Raw genomic sequence first — 2,876 nt, 5'->3', positions numbered from 1 at the left:
CGATGGGCATTGATCCATGCAGAGGCGCAGTACGTCTTGCCACCCTCGATGGCGATGTCGTACTCGGTACCCCACCAAGCCATCGCACCAGCGGCCAGAACACCACCCGTGACAGATCCGAGCCCGAATATGCCCTTCGGATGCCAATTGTCATCACCGGTGGGATTGCCCAGCTCGGACCAGCGTGCGCCGGGATTGCTTCCCCAGCCCCAACCCGAGCGCTGCCAGAACGGGAAGGTGGTGTTCATCAGCAGGTTGCCGCCCGATCCGAGGTTCTTGACCTGCGCCTGCATGCTGGTAACCACCGCCGCATCCGCCTTGCCGCCCAACGATGCCTGCACGCCATCCACGCGCCCGGACAGCGCCGTCATCTGCGTTCCCTGCTGGCTCACTTGGCTTTTCAGCTGCGAGAAGCCGCTGGCCGATACATCCCCCACCTGGGTCTTGAGCTGGGTCAGGTCACGTGCGGTGGTGTCCAGCTTGCTGCCCTGCTGCGCAACGGACGTGCTGAGCCCGCTGATCGCCGAGGCATTGGCATCATTGGCCAACTGATCGGTGATGTCGTACACCTGCACGCTGTCCACGCGTACCTGGCCGTTGTCCGGATAGGCGTACACATTCAGCCGCCACGCATCGATGCCGCTGTTGAACGCATCGAAATCAAACGTGCGGGTCTCGAATGCCTCCACAGCGAACACGGCACGCAGGTCCTGGTTGGACTGCTGCCCGGCGACGCTCCTGCGATACATCCGCACCATCAGGTTGTTCGCCCCACCTGCGCCACAGGCACGTACGACCACGCGCAATCGACGTGCACCATTGATTGGCACCCACTTGCCGCCATTGGGCTGCAGTGTTGGATTCACACTGGTATATCGATTGAGCAGCACGCCCGGACGGCCGTCGCCATTGACCGTGCTCCACACTGCACCGTTGGCGGCTGCCGATGCGGTCCAGCCTCCCAGGCCCTCTGCGAAATCGGGATTGGGCAGCAGACCGCTGCCGGTGTTGAGTACGCCCTTCAGCCCGCTGGACAGGTCGGTGAGCTGCTGTGCCTGCGCATCGACCTTCGCCCCCTGCTGATCCACCTTCGTGGTCAGCGCAGTCACCGCCGTTGCGTTGGCAGCGGCGCTCTGCTGGGCAGCGTAGGCATCGGTGACATCGATCATGCGGATGTCATCAACCTGGACGCGCACCCCCACTTCCCGTGTGCCGTTTCCACCCGGGATGCTGACGAGCATCCGCCACTTCGCGGCAGAGACCGCCGTATTCATGTAGCCGCTGACCTTGGTCCACCCATCCTTGCGCAGGGAGGCAAGGGCGTAGGCCTGCAATGGCCACGAGCTTTCCGCGTTGGCTTCGTTCGTGGTCTGCCAGCCCACCCTGATGGAGCCTCCGGTCGGCTGGATGCTGTCCGGATGCAGGCGCGCGTAGTACTCCACGTAGATGCGACGATTGCCGGTGATTGGGGTCCACTGGCCAACGTACATGTCCGCATTCGTGTTCGGGCTGGTGTTGGCTGCGACATTCACATCCAGGCCACGCTCACCGGTCCGGCGCGCATCGGTGCGGGCGGTGTAGATCGTGCCCGCCGCACTACCCAGCAGTTGGCCGTCCTGGAAGGTTTCGAACGCCCCCAGCGGGAACAGGCTGTCGCTTCCGTTGAGAACCGACTGCACATCCGACTGCAGCTTGACCACATTGGCCGCACTGCTGGTGATGCGGTCGCCAAGCTGCACCACGTCGGTGCGCAGGTTGGAGATCGCCGTGGCATTACCTGCGATGTCCTGTGCATCGGTGATGTCATAGAGCTCGACGCGGTCGAACAACACCTTGCCATTCGCATTGGTCAGGTGCACCTGCGGCATCACTTCATTGCGATCCAGCCCAGCCGACCACTCCGCTGTGTAGGTTCTCCAGGCACCGTCGGTCAGGTTCAGTGTCACGTCCGCATGGCTTTCGCCAACACCCGTGGTGCGCACCCTCAGGCGGCATACCAGCGTCGCCGTTGCGCCATCAAAGGCGCGGGCGATCATCACCATCCGGTACCGGCGTGACTTGCCGGCAGCCACCGGCAGCCACCGGGAGTCATTGGCTGTGATTACCGGGTTCTGGCCGGCCTGCGGGCCGTGCGTCATCAACAACGCATCGCCGCCTTGGCCAGAGGCCTTAACCCATTCCACGGTGTTTGCCGGCAGCGTGCGGGTCAACGTCCACCACGCGGCACTGCCGGCGAAGGTGCTGTTGCGCAGCAGGTTGTCATTGCTCACCACGGAGGTATCGATCCGTGCACCCAGGCTGGTGATGCTGTCTGCCGCAGATGCCAGGTCGGTACCGAGCTTGCCCACGTCGGTGCGCAGCCCGGTCAGCGCTTCGGCATTGGCCCGCGACGCACGATCCAGCGCCGACGAGTCCTGCGATCCGGTCGGTACACCATTGAGCAGGGTGATGGTCATTTCCACCCATAGGCCAACGCGGCTGGCATCCAGCGGGGGCGGAGACAGGATCTGCCTGCCGCCACCGGCGCCACTCTTCCTGCGCCCGACCATCACCAGCATCCGTCCGCCGGAAAGCGCCGCAAGGTTCTCCTGCGAAAGACCGGCATCAAGCAGGCGGGTGCGCAGGCCGATGGTGTCGGCGTTGGTGCCGCTGCTGATCGCCCCCACCGCGTCCGACGTATAGGCGATGAAGTACTGGTTGTCCTTCAGGGTTTCGTCGTACCAGGAGTTGAAACGGGCCGATTCAGCTTGCAGATTGCCGTACGTGTCGAATACGGCGGTACTGCTGATGCTGTTGTCCGCATTGATCACCCCTACCCGCAGGCCGCGGTTGGCGCCCATGCCGGCCACGATGCTGCCGTTGGCGCGATACACACC

General features: G+C 63.9%; 1 pseudogene. It reads right to left on the bottom strand.

What is annotated here, in order from left to right:
• Positions 1–2,876, bottom strand: a pseudogene (locus AC1VAN_RS17070) (host specificity factor TipJ family phage tail protein); the annotation flags it as partial.

Source organism: Stenotrophomonas sp. 05L44_2 (genome assembly GCF_056665995.1).
This window is presented reverse-complemented; position numbering and strand designations above follow the sequence as displayed.